Origin of the sequence: Komagataeibacter intermedius TF2 (assembly GCF_000964425.1) — a bacterium.
Classification (GTDB): domain Bacteria; phylum Pseudomonadota; class Alphaproteobacteria; order Acetobacterales; family Acetobacteraceae; genus Komagataeibacter; species Komagataeibacter intermedius.
Map to the genome: position 1 here is coordinate 1 of NZ_BANF01000005.1, position 16,509 is coordinate 16,509.

The window sequence follows — 16,509 nt, forward strand, 5'->3', positions numbered from 1 at the left end:
GTGCGCGACAGGATGAAGGACGCGATCATGGCGAAGATGATGGCCTCCGCCATTGGCATGAACAGCCAGCCCGCAACCCCGCTCAGCCCGAACAGCGGCAGCCAGACGATGCAGATGCAGGTGGTGGCGACAAAGGTGGGAATGACGATCTGGTTCGCCGCGTCAATGATCGCGGGTTCCAGCGTCTTGCCCATTTCCAGATGCGCGTCGATGTTTTCGATCATCACCGTGGCGTCATCCACCAGAATGCCCACCGCCAGCGCAAGACCGCCCAGCGTCATGACATTGATCGTCTGCCCCGCCCAGTGCAGGCCGATGATCGCGCACAAAATCGCCAGCGGGATGGAGGTGGCGATGATGACCGTCGGCCGCCACGACCCCAGGAACAGCAGCACCACCATGCCGGTCAGGGCCGCCGCCGTCAGCATTTCGCGCACGACGTCGAAAATGGAATCCTTAACGAATACCGAGGCGTCGCCCAGTATGCTGACCTTCACATCCGGCGGCAGCAGTCTCTGTATGCGCGGCAGCAGCGCCTTGGCCCCGGCCACGACATCCAGCGTCGAGGCGTCGCCGCTTTTCATCACGACAATCTCGACCCCCTGCTTGCCCTTCACCAGCACGAGGTTGGTCTGCGGGTGGCCGCCGCGATAGACCTCCGCCACGTCATGGACATAGATCACGGCGTTGCCCACGCGCTTGACGGGAATATCGCCCAGTTCCTTCATGGAGCGCGGGGTGGCGTTGGTCTGCACCATCCAGTCGGTTGCCGAGATTTTCTGGTCACCCGCAGGCAGCACGATATTCTGCCCGCGCAGGGCGTTCTGCACGTCCATTGCCGACAGGTGGTGCGCCTGCAGCTGCTGCTGGTTCAGCGCCACCATGACGAAGCTGTCCATGCCGCCATAGGCCTGGGGCACCACCGCACCGGGCACGGTCACCAGCAGCGGGCGCACGCGGATCATCGCCAGCTTGAACAGGTCCGATGGCGTCTGCTTGTCGGACGTGACCTGAAGTGTAAGCACCGGAACGGAGGAGGCGTCGAGGCTCATCACCATGGGCGATGGAATGTTTTCGGGCAGCTGCTTGATGACCGTCTGTGAAATGGCGGTCACTTCCGCTTCCGCCTTGCCAATATCGGTGCCGGGCTGGAAGTATATGTTGACGATGCCGCGTCCGTAATACGAACTGCTTTCCATATGTTCGATGCCCTCGACGGTCGAGGTCACCATCAGTTCGTAATTGTATATGATACGGCCCGCGAATTCCTCCGGCAGCATGCCGCCATAGGTCCAGACAACGGATACGACCGGAATTTTTATGTTGGGGAACACATCCGTCGGCGTGCGCAATACCGACATGATGCCAAAGACCACAATAAGGATCGACAGCACCACAAAGGTATAGGGCCGACGCAGTGCGGTCACTACGATGGCGTTCATGGGATGGATCATTCCCTGTATTACGAATAACCGCGCAGCACTACGGGCATGCCCCACAGTATTCGCATGCGGTTTTTATTGCATTGATCGGGTTTTACAGTCCCACGCGTGCGTGGGGCGGCACTAGGGCCTGCGGGTCATGTTGGGGGTGGTGGGCATGGGGCGGCACTCCGGCGGGTCGGTAACGGGCGGGCCGGCATGGGGTCATGCGGCATCTGCCTGAAACGACAGATACAGTGTTTTTTTACAAATTATGAACAGATAAGATTTAAAATAATATTCATTACAGGTACTATTCGTTATTATTTCCAATATTTTATGAAGTATAGTTTACAAATTTCGGCACCTGATAAATAAAAAATACGTTAGCCGGGAACCTTTCGCCATATCGGCAGACATCCACGCACGGACATGCCACCGGCGCAGTCATGCAGAAGTTGCGATCAGGCGGCCCCCGTCGCACTCGTCCATGACTGCAAAAGAATGGCACGACTTCAGGCCGTATGAGCTGTATCCGTCCCGGCGTTATGACCGTCAGAACGCCCGCCCCGACAGGCTGCGGAAATGCAATACGTGCTTCCGGGCGCTTCCCGTGGATTTTTGCAATCCGCCACGGGATCTGCACGGTGTTTCATGACTGGCCTGCCTGCGTGCGCAGGGTCACGGGCCGGGACAGCACGCCTGCGCGTGATCCGGCGCCGGAACGGGGTGCGTGTGTGCCTGTGGTCGTGGGCAACACTCTGTCATATTGCCTGCAACTGTTCCGGCCTGCGTGGCGTTTACCGTTTCCCTTTCCAACAGGTGACCCATGCCGCCTGCCCGCCCCCCTGTCGTGGCGATCCCGGTGCGAAACGAAGCACAGCGTATTGGTCCCTGCCTGCGCGCCCTTGCCGCGCAGCGGGGGGGCGGTCCGGGCCATGTGGTCCTGCTGCTTAACAACTGCACCGATGATACGCGTGGCGCGGCCCGCGCCCTTGCCGCGTCCCTGCCTTTTGGCGTGATCGTGGCCGAACGCATCTTTGCCCCGCCGGTGGCCCATGCGGGTACGGCCCGGCGCGCGGCCATGCAGATTGCCGCGGCACTGGCCGAACCGGACGGCATCGTGCTGACAACCGATGCCGATGGCCGCGTCGCCCCGGACTGGCTGGCCAATACCCTTGCGGCGTTTGACGCGGGTGCCGATGCGGTCTGTGGCCGCGCCCTGATTGACCCGGCAGACGCGCGGATCATTCCCGCGCACCTGCATGATGATGACCGGATGGAAACCGCCTATGCCACCATGCTGGACCGTATCCATGACCTGAGCGATCCCGACCCGCATGACCCCTGGCCACGCCATACGGAACATTCCGGCGCCAGCATTGCCGTGCGCGTGGCCGCCTGGCGGCGCGCCGGTGGCATCCCTGCCCTGCCATTGGGGGAAGATCGCGGGTTCATCCGCGCCCTGCGGCAGGTGGACGCCACGATCCGCCATGCGCCTGATGTCATGGTCAGCGTTTCGGGCCGCATTGACGGGCGCGCGCGTGGCGGTATGGCCGATACCATGGCGCGGCGCATGGTGCGGCAGGATGACATGCTGGATGACAGCCTTGAACCCCCGCGCACCTGCCTGCGGCGCGCCCGGGCGCGGGCGGCATTGCGCGGGTTGCGGGGCCTGCCGCATGGGGGCAATGCATGGCATGACGCGGCGGACAGGCTTGCGGCCCTGCTGCGCCTGCCGGTCGCCACCGTGGCGCATATGGCGCGTGGCCGGTTCATGGGCATGGCATGGGACAGGCTGGAAACGCTCAGCCCGGCACTGCGGCGCGTGCCCGTCCGGCGGGCTGACCTGCCCATGTGCATGGAGGAAGCGCGGCGGATCGTGCGCGGCCTGCTGGTCACGCCGCACGCCCTGCCTTCTTATGTCGGGTCTGCAACCGGGGGCGCGCTATCGGGTCCGTTGACGACATCCAGCCGGTAGCGCGCGTACCGTCGCGCATGGGTCACATGCAGGCCGCCCGCGCGGCAGGCGTTTATGAAATGGCGGGCGGCCTCATCCCCGGTGCAGGGCGTATCGGTTGGCCCGGTCCAGTTTGCCAGCACGATCGGGCCGCCTGCCTGCCGCACCCGCAGGCAGTGGGCGGCAAGGCGGCGGATGTCATGGCGGGAGAGGAAGTACAGCATTTCCGACACCACGATCAGGTCGCACGCGCGCGCGGGCAGCGGCGGGAACCCGTCCGGCAACTGCCCGCGGTAAAACGATACCCCATCCAGTCCCGCGCAGCGGCGGCGCGCGCGTTCCAGCGCGGCCTCGGCCACGTCCACCGCCATCACCCGCTCGCACCGCCGCGCCAGCCGCGCCGTCATCATCCCGATCGAACACCCCAGTTCCAGCGCGAAACTGAAATGCCGGCCTGACAGCACCGCCAGCGTCTGGCGGTACTTGTCGTGTTCATACGCCCGCGTTCCCACGCCCCACGGGTCGGGGCGACGGCGATGCAGGCGTTCGAAGACTGTCCGTGACCAGCTTGGGGGGCTCATGACTGGACAAAGACCTCGTAATCCGTCACCAGCGCGTCCAGCAGGCGGTCAGGCAGGTGGAACCCGTCCGGGTCATCGGTAATCAGGCCGCCGTACTGGCTTTCATGCATGCCGATTGCCCGGGCCTTGGCCGGGCGGTGGGCGGTGATGTCCAGACGCAGGCCCCGTGGCGGGGCATGGTCCAGATCCATGTCATCGGGCAGCAGCCACCCCCACACGGGATAGGCCAGCAGCGTTGCGCCACACAGCCGCTGCACCGCCATGCCCATTTTCCATGCCGCTTCATGATCGCAATGCGGGTCTGCCCGCCATGGCGCAAGCAGCGTGGTGCAGTCCCGTGCCGTGGCAAGCCGGGCCAGCCGCGTCGCCATATCCGCAAATACCGGCCCGTCATGCGGGGCGGCGGCGTCGGGCAGGCCAAGGAAAACCAGCCGGTCAGGCGTCAGGCCAAGACAGGATACCGCATTGCGGGCTTCCTGCTGGCGCTTTGCCCGCAGCCGGTGGGCTGGCCACTGGCGCGAATTGGGGTGGGAAGCCGCGCCATCGGTCATGATGACGACAACGGGCGGCATGCCCGCGGCACAGCAGGCGGCGATCAGTCCCCCGCAGCCAAGGCTTTCATCATCGGGGTGTGGGGCAAGGACCATCACGGTGCCCGGCGCAATGGCCGAAAGCGGCGCAAGCGGCAGGTCGCGCAGGGCGGCATGCACGGTGGCGGCCTTCATGGCCGGACGTCCGGCTGGGGCAGGTCGCGGCGGGTGAACCAGGCGGCAGCTTCGCACAATGTCTCATCCGGGGCGGGCTGGCGCAGGTAGGTGGCAAGGTCGCGCACCAGCCGTTCGACCACGTTGTCACGCACGAAGGCGGACAGCCCCAGCCCGCGTTCCACCAGTTCGATCACCTCCAGCCCCGCGCGTTCCACCGCCAGACGCCCCAGGTTGACAGTGGCGGCAATGTCGCCTGCATCCACCTGGTCCTGTCCGCTGGCCATCCGGGCGGCGCGGCGGGTCCATAACAGGGCGGTTTCCGCCGCGATCAGGGCCCGGCCGATCCGGGCCTGCTGCGCGGGGGCCGCCGCCCGGCCGCGCGTGGCAAGCTGGCTGCGTAAAAGCGCGCTCAGCCGTTCGATCCCGCCCAGCGCCACGGCCATGCCCCGCCACGCCCCGGCCGAGAATTCGGGCTGGCGCAGGTAATCCCCCGGCTGTCCCACCATGGCGGCCGGCAGCACGGCCATGCCGGTCAGGTCGCACTGTCCCGTGCCCGCCCCGCGCATGCCCGCAAGGCCCGCGCCCCCGGCCTGCACGGTGCGGCCTTCATCCAGCGCCACCAGCAGCATCCGGGTCGCGTCCCGCTCCGCCCGTGCAGTGACAAGCGCATGGGTCGCCTGCCGCGCGGCCGAGGCAAAGGCCTTCCCCCCATGCAGCACCAGCCCGCCCGCGGCCTGTTCCATGCGCAGCGGGGTCGCGCCATCGGTCACCCACAGGCCGTACAGTGCGTCGTCATGCACGTCCTGCGCGACGCGGGCAACCTGCGCGGGCGTGCCGTACAGGCAGACGAGGCGGATGGCGTTCACATGCCCCTCCACCACGCGGCCAAGCGCCATGTTGCCCTGCCCCACCAGCCGCAGCATGTGCAGCAGGCCCGCCGCCCCGTGCGGTTCCGTGCCAAGGCCCAGCCCGCCATGCACGCGCGGCAGTGCCGCCGCCAGCACCCCCAGCTGCCGCAGGCGCTGCAGCCCCGCAGCCGGAAAGGTGGCCTGCGCGTCGCCCGCGCTGGCTTCCGTTTCCAGTTCCGCGCGGCATGCGGCCAGTGCTTCGAAGGGAAAGGTCATGGCGGCAGGGCCCCTTTATGCGCGGCAGGCGCGCGCAGACCGCCCTGCCCCTGCTGGCACAAACAGCGCCGGTGTCGGGTTGGTTCCCTGCCCGCGCCACTGGTCATGCTTTGTCAGGTTCCGCGCGGGGGACTGCGGCGTGCAGCCATGCGCTTTTCAGGGCCGCGCGTGTATGTCAGGCTCCTGCCTGGCCGGGCGGGCGTCGTCCCCCCGGTTCGCCATCATGGAAGGGCATTGCAATGAAGCTGTATTATACGCCGGGCGCCTGTTCGCTGGCAGCCCACATCATCCTGAATGAAACCGGGCTGTCCCACACGCTGGAGCGGGTGGACCTGAAGACCAGGACAACCGCCAGCGGCGCGGATTACCTGAAGATCAACCCACGTGGCGCGGTGCCCGCGCTGGAAATCGCACCGGGCGAGGTCCTGACGCAGAATGTCGCGGTGCTGACCTATATCGGGCAGCAGGCCGGTAATGTCGCCATGCACCCGGCCCCGGACTCGGTGGCGTTTTTCCGGCTGCTCGAAGCCATCGGGTTCTGCGAGGACGTGCACGGCGCATTCGGCGCGCTGTTCGCCCCCGGCCTGCCGGATGTGACGCGTGACCACCTGCTGAATACGCTGATCCCGCGCCGACTGGGGCAGGTGGAGGCAATGCTGGCCGCCTGTGGCAACGGGCACCTGCTGCCCCAGGGCTTCACGCAGGCCGATGCGCTGATGGCCGTGATCCTGAGCTGGGCCGCCCCGCTGCAGGTGGACCTGTCGGCCTATCCCCACGCCTGCGCCCTGCGTGACGCGGTGTTCGCCCGCCCGGCAGCGCAGAAGGCCCGTAGCGAGGAAGGGCTGGACTGACCCACGGCGCGGCCTGTCCCGGTTTTCGCATGCCCGTTCCCGCCATGGCCCTTGGACGAAAGGCTGGTATCCGCGTTGCGGGTAACGGGGCGTGCCCGATTACGCTATGGATGGGTACGCAAGATCGGGCCTGATGCCCCTTTCAGGTCACTGTGCAAGGATGATGACAATGGACAACCCGCTTCAGACCACCCCCGAGACACAGGCGCGCATCGCCGCCAAGGCAAAGGAAATGTGGGAAGCCGATGGCAGGCCGGGTTGCGGGCCGGATGCGTACAGGGAAGCGGCGTCGGAACTGATCGGGATGGAAAGCAACCCGGACGCGGGGCAGATTCCCGTGGACTCCCCCGTGCCGCTTGATGAAAACGGCCAGCCGGTCGAGGAAGCCTTCCTTGAGGAAAACCTTGGCAATCCCGGCGGCAGCATGAACGAACTTGATGACAGGCAGGAAGTGCCCTTCGCCACGCGGCAGGAAGAAGAAGACGCGCTGAAAAACCAGTAACGGACTGTCCTGTGGTCGCGTATTCACGCTGGTAACGCCGGTTCCGGGGCGTCGCCTGTTTCAACAGGGGCGGCGGCGTTCTCCCGGAATGTCGCGGGATAGACGCCGTTGCCGGGTCAGATGTCGTGTGTCGTGCATGAACGTGGTCGACAGGGTGCGGGCGGCGTGAAGGCCGGTGTGCGTTCCCGGTTCCCGCCCGGCAGCATATCGGACACGCCATGCGGTTCATCGCGCGTGACGCCGGGATCAGGCCACGGTCGGCCTGAAAAGCCTGCCCGGAAAATGGCGGGTCATCGCATCAGGTATCTGGTGACGGTTTCTTTTCAAAATACGTCAGGATCATCGTCTTTTATTGTCAGAAGGTGGTTCTGACGTATTTTATTATTTCAGATCATATCCCGTCCGGTCATCCCGGACGGATCGGGTGCGATGCCGTGCCGGATGGGGGCGTCACACTCCAGATGGCCTGCGCGCCAGATGATGGCGCAGCCGCATCGCGCGCCCATCTCCGTTCATGATGTTTTCCGGCCGGAACAAAAGTAATGATGCAGCGCAAAAATGGCGTGCGGTGTATTTGCACCCGCCTGCCATGATGGCAGCAGGCGCCGCCATGCATTTACCGCCACATGGCATGGGGCATGCGCCATGTGATGGGGAATTATAAAGTATCCGGTCGTAATTATATTATGGAACTGGCGGGTTTTTTAAGGATCATGAAGTCTGATCCATCCCTTATTATTTTGTTTGCCCGATACGCAACCGTGGACGCGATGTGCCGTTGATCTTCCCACAGCGCGCAGTTCCGGGATCGCTTCCACTGGCACATCCGTTATGGAACCATGGAAAAACAAGGATCCCGCGTAGCCGCTGTGATATGAAAAGGTGAGGATCATGAGTTATCATATCTCCCTGCACACACGTACAAGCCTGCCCACACTGGCCCCGGCCGACAGTCGTGGCGGCGGTGGGGCGGCGCACAACCCCGGCAACTTTGCCAACGACCCGGCCCGTGCGGCCGAAGCCGGCCACAAGGGCGGGCAGCACAGTTCCGGCAATTTCGCCAATGACCCGGCCCGCGCGGCGGAAGCCGGGCGCAGGGGCGGACAGCACAGCCATGGCGGCACCGGGCACACGTCTGAAAAAACGGCGGCGTCCGGCACCCAGAAAGGCACGCAGCATGGCGCGGGCAATTTTGCCGACAACCCCGAACGCGCGGCGGAAGCCGGGCGCAAGGGCGGCCTGCACAGTCATGGCAAGTCGTAAGTAGAACGGGCGGGCGGAACCTTCAGCCGGGTTCCGCCCGACCTGCCGATACCATCGGGTGTCGCCATCGTCGGGCGATGTCCATGACATGTAAGGAGAAGTTCCATGTCAGCATCCATGACAAACGGTTCCACGACGAATACCACCATATCCCCTGAAATGACCGGCAGGCATGACCTGATTTCCTCGGATCAGGTGGAAGGCACGTCCGTGTACTCTCCGGCGGGGGAAAAACTGGGCACGGTCAAGTATTTCATGGTCGACAAGACTTCGGGCGATGTCGCCTATGTCGTCATGAGCTTTGGCGGCTTTCTGGGCATGGGCAACAGCTACCACCCGCTGCCGTGGAAGGCGCTGCATTACGACAGGGAACGCGGCGGGTATATCGTATCCCTGACGCGCGAGCAGCTTGAAGCCGCCCCCGCCTATGCCGAGGACATGTCCCCCGACTGGACCAACAGCCGTTACGGCAGCCAGGTCGATACCTATTACGGCGGCCTGCCCGGCATGTAGGCCGGCCGCAGGCCGGACGGAACGCAACTGCAGGTATGGGCGCGGCCCGGCCTGCAGTCTGCGTTTTTCTGCTTTTGGCATGAACTGGACAGGACAACCGGGAGCCCGGCATGATGGACGGACATGACGGCGGCTTTCCGCCGCAGCAGCAGGCGCCACCGGGGGAAACCCGGGACATGCACCCCCGCCCCGACCATGGCGAGACCAGCTATCGCGGGTCCGGCCGGCTTGCGGGGCGCAGGGCGCTGGTAACGGGGGGGGATTCCGGTATCGGGCGCGCGGTGGCCATTGCGTTCGCGCGTGAGGGTGCCGATGTCGCCATTGCCTATTACACTGAACATGACGATGCGCGGCAGACCGCCGCATGGGTTGAAAAGGCAGGCCGGAAGACGCTGCTGCTGCCCGGTGACGTGGCCAACAGGGCGCATTGCGTGGACCTGATCGCGCGTACGGTGGAAACGCTGGGCGGGATTGACATTCTGGTCAACAACGCCGGGCACCAGAAAAGCATCGACCGGCTGGAAGATATTGAGGAAGAGGAGTGGGACCGGACGTTCCGCACCAACATCTACAGCATGTTCTTCCTGTCGCAGGCCGCCGTTGCGCATATGGCGGCGGGGTCCACGATCATCAATACAACGTCGATCAACGCCACATCGCCCTCGCCGCATCTGCTGGCCTATGCCACGACCAAGGGGGCGATCGCCAATTTTACCGTGGGGCTGGGGGACATGCTGGCCGCGCGCGGGATCCGGGTCAATGCCGTGGCCCCCGGCCCGATCTGGACGCCGCTGATACCGGCGACCATGCCGCCAGAACATATAAAGGAATTCGGCCGCAACACGCCAATGGGCCGCGCGGGGCAACCGGCGGAAGTCGCCCCCGCCTATGTCTTCCTGGCATCGGATGAAAGCAGTTACATAACCGCCGCCATCATTCCCGTAACCGGCGGTCGCCCCATGCTGTAACAGGGAAACACACAAAAGGCCCGCCCGGACCACATCAACCAGTCATGGGCAGGCTTCGGGAAACATCGTCTTTATTGCAGGCGGCAATGCCTGTTATCCCGCCTTCCCCCTGACCGGCCCGTCGGTCCGGGCCGAAGGCGGATGGGCTCAGGCCGATTGCGGGACGATGCTGATCATGTCCGCAACATCCGGCTCACGCACTGGCGGCAGGGTCATGACCTGATCAGGAAGGGCGACGCGGGCGGGCGGCATGGGGTCCAGTTTCTGTGGCTGTCCGGTCAGTAGCGCGCGTTCCACCGCCGCCAGCACGCGGACGTCGCGCAGCCCTTCCTCCCCATCCGGTTCCGGGTCGCGGTCATGCAGGATACAGTCGGAAAAATAGGCGATTTCTCCGCCAAACTGTTCCACCGGGTCATGGCGGTGCGTTTCCTTCCGTCCGTCTATGGTGGTGGTGTAGGTAATGCCGACATCGGGACCGAACATGTAGCACGGCCCGGCAGTGACGCTGCCCCTGTCACCCACCAGCGAGAAATTCTCGACCGGCGCACAGGCGTAACTGACAAGGAAATGGGCCATCCGCCCTTCGGCAAAGCGCAGGGTGACCGATACCGTATCATCAAAATTGAACCCCCGCCCCGGCGTTTTCGTGCCCACGGCGTGGACCTCCAGCGGTTCGCGCGCAAACAGGTTGCGCACCGCATTCAGCGGATAGGTGCCCATGTCGGGCACCGGGCCGGACCAGTAACCGCTATGGCCGCGATGGTTGGCTTCGGCAAAGTTCTGCCCGAATATGGAATCAAAAGCGATCAGGTGCCCGAAATCCCCATTGCGACAGCGTGAGATCAGGTCGACCGTGCCCGGTTCGCAATGCAGGCGGTAGGCCACCATAAGCTTGCCGCCGCCACGTTTCTGCGCATCCAGAATGGCTTCGCAGTCCGCAACGCTGGTCGCCATGGGCTTTTCCACCAGCAGGTGCAGCCCCGCCTCCAGCACGGGCACGGCGTACTGCCGGTGCAGCGCGTTGGGGGTGGCCAGATAGACCGCGTCGATATGGCCCGAACGCAGCAGGGTTGGCAGGTCATCATAATGGCAGGCGGGAATATCGTACTGCGCCGCCAGCCTGCGGGCCTTTTCCGGGTCGCCCGTCACCAGCGCGGACAGCACGGAATTGCCTGCCCGCGCCATGCCCGGCATGAAGGCCTGCTGGGAAATCTGGCCGCCGCCGATCACGGCGTAACGAATTTTCCTGGCGTTGATATCCGGTGTCATGTCGTGCCTCCGGTCGGTTGTCGCACTGCCGGGTGAACGTCGCCCCCCTGCATGGGTTGCGATGGATATGGCGGTGCGGGTGGATGAACGGACCGGGTGGTTTTCGTGCGGGGGGGGAATGAATATAAAATAAAACCGGAAATAATAACGGGCGTTACAAAGAAACGCCGCATGCCGCGACGTGACCGGATAAGGATCAGGACAATGATCGCACGCCCCCTTCGTATCGCGTCGCTTCTGGCCCTTGGGCTATGTATGGGGACAGCGGCCCACGCACAGGGCAATACGCCACCCAGAATGCCTGTCGAGACCATGCCCCGGAACGGGGGCACCTCCACCTCCCACACACCGGACAGCGCATGCCGGACGCAGGACACCGCGCACGGCCATTCCCAGCCCTGCCCGCGCAAGGACCCCAGCAACCCGGACATTCCCGGCACGCGTGGCGGCGGGGCCGCGCCGTCATCTTCGTCCACGCCGCCCACGGGTAATATGGATGAATGAACCGGAACGCGTCGGCTGGCGGGCGGTTCCGGTCGCACGTTGCGCGTAAACCCGCGTGGTACGCTGCCCTGCGGGCACAATGACGGCAGTTGGACAGGGCCGGTGCATCCGGGCCATGGCATGCGGCAGTCTGGCCCGGGCCGCTATTTCCCGTCATGGCGGGCCGTGCCCACCCTGTGCCCTGCGGGCCGCACCCGTTCATGCACGAAAGGCGCATCCTGCCCCGCGCCGTCCCATGTGATGGGGCGGGTGGACAGGATGCGCCTTTTGCATTGCAGCTGCCCGGTCGGGCATGACGTCATGCCGGGACGCGCTGTCAGACGGGGATGGCCCGGCATGGCCGGACCTGTCCCCGCACTGCGTTAGTTGGAGCTGCTGTCGCTGCTGTCATTGTGGCCATGGCCACGACCGCCCCAGCCGCCGCCATTACCACCGCCGTTATGGCCTTCACGGCCTTCACCGCCGCGCTGGCCCCAGCCGCCGTTCTGACCACCATTCTGGCTGTCGCCGTTCTGGCCGCCACGGTTGCCCCAGCCACCGCCGTTCTGACCTTCGCGGCCTTCACCGCCACGGCCACCACGGTGTTCGCCACCATGGTTCTGGTCAAAGGACTGTGCCTGCGCTGCAAGCGGAAGGGACGCGCCAAGGGCAAGCGCCAGCAGGATTGTACGTTTCATGATGTCTCCTATGGATCGACACCCAAGATATCGGGAAGCGAAGCGGCGATTGATAGGGCCAATATTGTTACAAACAGATTCGGCCTGTCTGACGTCGGACCCGTTTCTGGAAAGCATTCGCAGAACAGGAATAAGTTCCTGTCATTCGTGATATTTCGTGAATATTAGCCCGGAGACCGTCTTAATGTCTTAACAGAACCATAACACATGTCTCCATCACCCGAATTCGGCATGGCCGGACGGATTCACAGAATTATCACATTTACAGTCCGCGGTTTTTGTTAATCTGTTCCTGCCCGCGCTTGTGCTGGCTTTTTAAGAGGTTTCCGGATCATGAATACGCAAGCCGTTTCCCCCCAAAAAACCCGTAAAGAGCCGCATGAAGAATGGCGCGAAGCCCTGATCCATGCATGGAAGAACCGTCGCGGCTATGTCCGCACGCATGAAACATCGCCCATCCGCGCTGATGAAGGGTTCATGCCGGATGACGCCTGAGTATCCCGGATTATTGTAAATATTCAGCCCGATCAGGGGCATGATGCATTCTGTTACAAATAATTTATTGGTACAGGCCTTCTCATTTCTGGTTACCCTTCTATATGTATAGGGCAGGTTTTTAGAAACCGGTTAAAACTAAGGAAACGATATAGTATGAAAAAGTCCCTGATCCTGGCAGCCGTTCTTGGTCTGTCGCTCCCGGTTGTTGCTCATGCTGACGACAACAACGGCAACGACCAGAACCGTCATGGCGAACACCACGGCAAGCACCATGGCAAGCACCACAATGAAAATGGTGAAAACGGCGACCGTGAGCACGGCGATCACGAACACGGTGAGCATGGTGACCGTGAGCATGGCGAACACGGCGAACATGATCACGACGGTCAGCAGCAGTAATCTGCAGCTATCGTAGCGCGAAAAGGGGGGCGTCCCATGCCGGGACGCCCCTTTTTTCATGCCTGTGCCCTGCCCCCCCTGCGCGTGACGCGGTGGGTCAGAACAGGATCAGATCAATGCCGATGCCCAGCGCCAGCAGGCCCCACAGCGACAGTCCGATCGCCCGCCGCCGGATCAGGTTGGCCGACAGCAGCGTGACCAGCGGGTCCATTGCCGGTTTTTCCCCCTGCAGGCCGGCCATGTACCGTTCGCGGTAGGGACCGCCATTTTCCTCCACGCCCACCGCGTGAATCAGGCCAAGGCGGAAATTGCGCAGTTCGGCTTCGGTATAGAACGTTTCGCGATTGATGGAGATGGGCTTGGGCCCGCAGCGCAGCCATTTCATGATACGAAGTCGCAACGGCGCAATGCCAAGGTAGTGCGATGCCTCCTGTGGCGAAAAGATGTTGCGGCGTGGAAAATGCAGCACATCCGGGCTGGTGTTGTCGTTATGGGGGCGCATCGCAACGAAAAGCCTCTGTCTGGGGTCCGCGCGGCACGGCTTGTGGCGTCGGGCTGGCCCTAGGGTGCCGCGTCGGGGCGGCAAAGGCCACCCCATTTCAGCCCGTTCAGGTACTATTTTTTTCCCCTGTCGCCATTGCCGGGCGTCCCTGCGCGGTTGGCGGGGATGCGCCCCTGGCCTATGGTCACGCCATGCAGACGACAGGACACACCCCATGACCGACCGTATCGTTTACAAGATCATGACGCCCGACGAATACGATTCATTCGCCCGTACCGGCAGCCTTGCGGGGTCTCCTGACGACCTTGCCGACGGGTTCATCCACCTGTCTGCCGGCCCGCAGGTGGCCGGCACGCTGGACCGGCATTTCAGCGGGCGGTCCGGGCTGGTGCTGGTGGCGGTGGACCTGTCGCTGCTGGACCCGGCGGTGGTGCGGTGGGAACCTTCACGCGGGGGGCAGCTTTTTCCCCACCTGTATGCGCCCCTGCCCATTGGCGCGGTGGTTGCGACCGGCCCGGTGTCGCGTACGGCTGACGGCGGGGTGGACCTGCCGGCCTGATACCCGCCCGTAGCCGGGTCAGTCGGGGTCGTTATCGGCGTCTTCCGTTTCCACGCCAATCACGCCCTCGATATCCGATAACGCGGCGACCAGATGCGACAGCGGTCGCCTGCCCCGCACCTTTATGAACAGCGTAACCGTGGCATGGCCCGCAGCATCCGCCGCAGGGGGTACCGGATCGGGGTGGCGGTGGCGCAGGTCCTGCAATGCGTCACCGGCAGGCAGCGCGGGGGATTCGATGCGGACGCGATGGATGGTAAAGCGCAGCTGGGTGCAGCGGATCAGGATGCTGCGCAGCAGTCCCCGCCCGTCAGGATAGGATATGTACAGCCCCGCCGACCGCGCTGCATGGTCACGCGGGACAAGGTGCACAAGGCGCGGGAACACCAGCATGATGATGAAGTGCCCGACCATGGTCGCCACCGCCAGCGCGATCAGCCCTGCCCCGCACGCCATGCCCAGCGCCGCTGTCAGCCATACCGACGCCGCCGTGGTCAGTCCGCGCACCACGTCGCGACGCATGAAGATCACGCCCCCGCCAATAAACCCGATGCCCGACACCACCTGGGCTGCGATGCGCGACGGGTCCAGTACGACCCGACCACTGTCGAGAATGTTGTTGAACCCGTATTTCGACACCAGCATGAACAGCGCCGCCGCCACCCCCACCAGTGTATAGGTGCGCAGCCCGGCGCTTTTCTGCCGGAATTCCCGTTCCAGACCGACCAGCGCCGACAGCACGAACGCCAGTGCAAGTTCCCCCAGCTGCAGCCATCCCTCGCCGGGGGCGGAATAGGTGAAATGTGGCAGGACCGTCATGCACATGACAACAGTCCGCCCCCCATGCCGGTTGCGTGGCGTGCGGGCCGGATCGTGCGAGCGCATGCCGGTCTGGTCCCGCGTCAGTCGGGCGCCGGGGGACCAAGCGTGTCAGTGATCTGCCGCCTGCGCCGCCCTTCCCGCCATGCAGCGATGCCGAAGGCCAGCACCTGCGACAACGCGGCGCCGCTGAGGAACAGGCCCAGACCGGCAAGCGCGTGGACGTTCATCCCCGCACCGCCGCGAAGATGGCGATTTCACCAATCGCCGCCGTCCCGCCCGACGGTAACGCGCCACGCAGGCGCGGGCCGGACATGTCCACCATCGCCTTCAGCAGGTCGATCAGCGTTTGCGCCGCACCCGCCGCCGTTTTTGCGTCGGACACGACGCTGCCGGTCAGGCTGGCTGCCGTGCCGGTAATGACGGAAATGATCAGCGTGTCCACTTTCCCGACATCGGCAAGGATGCTGTCGAATGCCGTCTTCACGCTGGCGCTGTCATAGGTGACGGACGTGCTGGCGCCCGCGGCGGACTGGAACGCGGCCAATGCTGTCCTGAGTGATGCAATAACCGTATCCGCCATCGCCACGTTCGCCGCCCCCATGGCGGTGGATACGAATGTCAGCCCGATTGCGGTGGTTGCGAATGACAGGACGGCGTTGCCGTAATCCACCACGTCGGCCACATTCAGGGTCACGGTGGTCACACTGCCCGAACGTGTGCGCGTGCAGGCCGCCAGCAGGCCCGCAGCCAGCGTGGCGCAGCCGGTGCGCAGTACCATGCGGCGGGCGGGATCGGGGGACAGGTGGGCCATGGTCTTGCTCCATCTCGAAAAAAAAGCCGCCCACAGGGCGGCTGGCAGAAAAAGCAGGGGACCGGGCAATCATAACGGTTCCATCCATATAATTGCCACAAAGTCCCGTATGATCAGGCATGCGGTCCCGGACAGCATCGGCCATCCACCTAGCACCGGGACCGCATCCCCCTTCCATGTTCAGTCTGCTGCTGTCGGTTCCGGCGCGCCCCTGCGGTTGAGGACAGGAATGCCCGCAGCCTGCACCGCCTGCTTCGCCGAGGGCTTGTCCACCAGCGGCACCCGCACGCCCGACTGTCCCGGCTTGAAGTGGTTTTCCGCCCAGCCGATGTTCAGTCCGATGGTGGTCATGACCTGCCAGGCCACGGCCCACCGGCTGCCCGCATGTGGCGGGGGCACCAGCGCGGTCACCGCCCCGCAGGCAATGATGAACAGGGCGACGTAGAAGGCATACTGCTCCGGCACCTCGGTCAGCAGCAGCGCGATGACGGCCCCGAGGCCGCCGAGTTTTGCAGTGGTGTTCATGTCATGCTCCGATGGCCTGCCGGAACAGGGCGACATGCGCGGGATCAACGTCC

Annotated in this window: 22 protein-coding genes; 10 read left to right on the top strand and 12 right to left on the bottom strand. The window is 64.3% G+C overall.

Annotation, left to right across the window (positions count from 1 at the left end; genetic code table 11):
• Nucleotides 1-1,442: efflux RND transporter permease subunit (locus tag B7449_RS00485; protein ID WP_048883107.1), on the bottom strand; the 1,442-nt coding region annotated here is incomplete at its 3' end.
• Nucleotides 1,443-2,250: 808 nt separating this feature from the next.
• Between B7449_RS00485 and B7449_RS00490 the strand changes: the two genes are divergently transcribed.
• Nucleotides 2,251-3,402 (top strand): glycosyltransferase, encoded by a 1,152-nt coding sequence (locus B7449_RS00490; RefSeq protein WP_039736816.1) that lies wholly within the window; start codon nucleotides 2,251-2,253, stop codon nucleotides 3,400-3,402.
• On the opposite strand, the gene B7449_RS00495 is transcribed toward B7449_RS00490, so the two are convergent.
• From B7449_RS00495 to B7449_RS00505, 3 genes are read right to left on the bottom strand one after another with little or no spacing between them, the layout of a single operon-like run.
• On the bottom strand, nucleotides 3,342-3,962 hold the full coding sequence (locus B7449_RS00495) for a class I SAM-dependent methyltransferase (RefSeq protein WP_039736818.1): 621 nt from the start codon (nucleotides 3,960-3,962) through the stop codon (nucleotides 3,342-3,344). The genes B7449_RS00490 and B7449_RS00495 overlap by 61 nt on opposite strands.
• Nucleotides 3,959-4,687 carry a PIG-L deacetylase family protein gene (locus B7449_RS00500; protein WP_039736819.1) on the bottom strand — a complete coding sequence of 243 codons (729 nt, stop codon included), beginning with the start codon at nucleotides 4,685-4,687 and terminating at the stop codon, nucleotides 3,959-3,961. Before B7449_RS00500 ends, B7449_RS00495 begins: the two co-directional genes overlap by 4 nt.
• Entirely contained in the window at nucleotides 4,684-5,793 is a 1,110-nt protein-coding gene (locus B7449_RS00505) for an acyl-CoA dehydrogenase family protein (RefSeq protein ID WP_039736821.1), read from the bottom strand. Before B7449_RS00505 ends, B7449_RS00500 begins: the two co-directional genes overlap by 4 nt.
• A gap of 239 nt (nucleotides 5,794-6,032) precedes the next feature.
• On the opposite strand from B7449_RS00505, the gene B7449_RS00510 reads away from it, so the two are divergent.
• From B7449_RS00510 to B7449_RS00530, 5 genes are all read left to right on the top strand, one after another.
• A complete protein-coding gene (locus tag B7449_RS00510) occupies nucleotides 6,033-6,644 on the top strand; it encodes a glutathione binding-like protein (RefSeq protein WP_039736885.1) in 612 nt (203 codons plus the stop codon).
• A gap of 169 nt (nucleotides 6,645-6,813) precedes the next feature.
• Nucleotides 6,814-7,146, top strand: coding sequence for a DUF2934 domain-containing protein (locus tag B7449_RS00515; RefSeq protein WP_039736886.1), 333 nt, complete (start codon nucleotides 6,814-6,816; stop codon nucleotides 7,144-7,146).
• An 891-nt stretch (nucleotides 7,147-8,037) separates the two neighbouring features.
• Complete coding sequence (locus B7449_RS00520) at nucleotides 8,038-8,409, top strand: con-10 family general stress protein (protein ID WP_039736823.1); 372 nt, start codon at nucleotides 8,038-8,040, stop codon at nucleotides 8,407-8,409.
• 105 nt (nucleotides 8,410-8,514) lie between these two features.
• On the top strand, nucleotides 8,515-8,922 hold the full coding sequence (locus B7449_RS00525) for a PRC-barrel domain-containing protein (protein WP_039736825.1): 408 nt from the start codon (nucleotides 8,515-8,517) through the stop codon (nucleotides 8,920-8,922).
• A 113-nt stretch (nucleotides 8,923-9,035) separates the two neighbouring features.
• Nucleotides 9,036-9,890 carry an SDR family oxidoreductase gene (locus B7449_RS00530; protein WP_167335731.1) on the top strand — a complete coding sequence of 285 codons (855 nt, stop codon included), beginning with the start codon at nucleotides 9,036-9,038 and terminating at the stop codon, nucleotides 9,888-9,890.
• A 147-nt stretch (nucleotides 9,891-10,037) separates the two neighbouring features.
• On the opposite strand, the gene B7449_RS00535 is transcribed toward B7449_RS00530, so the two are convergent.
• Nucleotides 10,038-11,159 (bottom strand): Gfo/Idh/MocA family protein, encoded by a 1,122-nt coding sequence (locus B7449_RS00535; protein ID WP_039736829.1) that lies wholly within the window; start codon nucleotides 11,157-11,159, stop codon nucleotides 10,038-10,040.
• Between the two features lie 204 nt (nucleotides 11,160-11,363).
• On the opposite strand from B7449_RS00535, the gene B7449_RS00540 reads away from it, so the two are divergent.
• The gene (locus B7449_RS00540) at nucleotides 11,364-11,663 is read left to right on the top strand and encodes a hypothetical protein (RefSeq protein WP_039736833.1); all 300 of its coding nucleotides are present in this window, start codon (nucleotides 11,364-11,366) and stop codon (nucleotides 11,661-11,663) included.
• 143 nt (nucleotides 11,664-11,806) lie between these two features.
• Here B7449_RS00540 and B7449_RS00545 read toward each other — a convergent pair whose 3' ends face one another.
• Complete coding sequence (locus B7449_RS00545; RefSeq protein WP_048883101.1) at nucleotides 11,807-12,001, bottom strand: hypothetical protein; 195 nt, start codon at nucleotides 11,999-12,001, stop codon at nucleotides 11,807-11,809.
• A gap of 24 nt (nucleotides 12,002-12,025) precedes the next feature.
• A complete protein-coding gene (locus B7449_RS00550) occupies nucleotides 12,026-12,340 on the bottom strand; it encodes a hypothetical protein (protein ID WP_082084707.1) in 315 nt (104 codons plus the stop codon).
• 333 nt (nucleotides 12,341-12,673) lie between these two features.
• Here B7449_RS00550 and B7449_RS21200 point away from each other — a divergent pair, with 333 nt between their 5' ends.
• Both B7449_RS21200 and B7449_RS20970 read left to right on the top strand, forming a co-directional pair.
• A complete protein-coding gene (locus tag B7449_RS21200; RefSeq protein WP_167335729.1) occupies nucleotides 12,674-12,835 on the top strand; it encodes a hypothetical protein in 162 nt (53 codons plus the stop codon).
• A gap of 156 nt (nucleotides 12,836-12,991) precedes the next feature.
• Nucleotides 12,992-13,237 carry a hypothetical protein gene (locus B7449_RS20970; RefSeq protein WP_158003698.1) on the top strand — a complete coding sequence of 82 codons (246 nt, stop codon included), beginning with the start codon at nucleotides 12,992-12,994 and terminating at the stop codon, nucleotides 13,235-13,237.
• 97 nt (nucleotides 13,238-13,334) lie between these two features.
• On the opposite strand, the gene B7449_RS00560 is transcribed toward B7449_RS20970, so the two are convergent.
• Nucleotides 13,335-13,739 (bottom strand): hypothetical protein, encoded by a 405-nt coding sequence (locus tag B7449_RS00560; protein ID WP_039736836.1) that lies wholly within the window; start codon nucleotides 13,737-13,739, stop codon nucleotides 13,335-13,337.
• Between the two features lie 214 nt (nucleotides 13,740-13,953).
• On the opposite strand from B7449_RS00560, the gene B7449_RS00565 reads away from it, so the two are divergent.
• Nucleotides 13,954-14,298, top strand: coding sequence for a DUF952 domain-containing protein (locus B7449_RS00565; protein WP_039736837.1), 345 nt, complete (start codon nucleotides 13,954-13,956; stop codon nucleotides 14,296-14,298).
• Between the two features lie 18 nt (nucleotides 14,299-14,316).
• On the opposite strand, the gene B7449_RS00570 is transcribed toward B7449_RS00565, so the two are convergent.
• From B7449_RS00570 to B7449_RS00580, 4 genes are all read right to left on the bottom strand, one after another.
• Nucleotides 14,317-15,123 (bottom strand): MgtC/SapB family protein, encoded by an 807-nt coding sequence (locus B7449_RS00570; RefSeq protein WP_082084708.1) that lies wholly within the window; start codon nucleotides 15,121-15,123, stop codon nucleotides 14,317-14,319.
• A gap of 77 nt (nucleotides 15,124-15,200) precedes the next feature.
• A complete protein-coding gene (locus B7449_RS21205) occupies nucleotides 15,201-15,347 on the bottom strand; it encodes a hypothetical protein (RefSeq protein ID WP_167335730.1) in 147 nt (48 codons plus the stop codon).
• A complete protein-coding gene (locus B7449_RS00575) occupies nucleotides 15,344-15,931 on the bottom strand; it encodes a hypothetical protein (RefSeq protein WP_199858413.1) in 588 nt (195 codons plus the stop codon). Before B7449_RS00575 ends, B7449_RS21205 begins: the two co-directional genes overlap by 4 nt.
• A 180-nt stretch (nucleotides 15,932-16,111) precedes the next feature.
• Nucleotides 16,112-16,456 (bottom strand): hypothetical protein, encoded by a 345-nt coding sequence (locus tag B7449_RS00580; RefSeq protein WP_039736839.1) that lies wholly within the window; start codon nucleotides 16,454-16,456, stop codon nucleotides 16,112-16,114.
• Nucleotides 16,457-16,509 lie beyond the last annotated feature (53 nt).